The organism is Vibrio sp. 1249-1 (assembly GCF_033340495.1).
This window is the reverse complement of sequence record NZ_JAWOWJ010001249.1, coordinates 1-502: the sequence shown is the minus strand read 5'-3', so window position 1 is coordinate 502 and position 502 is coordinate 1. Positions and strand designations below refer to the sequence as shown.

The 502-nt window shown below is 42.8% G+C and carries 1 protein-coding gene; it reads left to right on the top strand.

The annotated features are described in order from the left end of the window. Nucleotides 1-502: AsmA family protein (locus R7Z50_RS31525; protein WP_318150279.1), on the top strand; the 502-nt coding region annotated here is incomplete at both ends.

The window sequence follows — 502 nt, the reverse complement described above, 5'->3', positions numbered from 1 at the left end:
GACAAGCAAGCCCGCAATTACACCAAGCTGTATGATGTATCGTTGAACCTTTCTGAATTTGCTTTTGACAGCTGGACGACAGCTGACTTTGGTATGAAAGGCGAGATGAATGACCAGAAGTTTACTGCAGAAGGTAAGGCTGACTTTAAACTGGCGAAAGGTCTTGCAAGTTATGCGTTGAAGAACATCAATGTTGATGCGACGTACACTGATCCAAACAACACTATTGAATCGGCAAAAATTGGCTTAGATACATTTGAATTCGATAAAGTAAACAATCTTAGCTACGCGCTTAAAGGCAGTGCGGCTGGTATGAAGTTGGACATGCAAGGCGGTGGGCAGCTTACGGTTGACCAAGCGATTAGCAAAGTGTTGTTGAATAAGCTTACGCTGAAATCAAGCTTTGAAGGTGATGCTTTGCCACAATCACCAATGAAAGTTGATATGGTCTCTGATCTTTCATTCGACCTCACTAAGAATCATCTGAGCTTTGTGCTCGAGA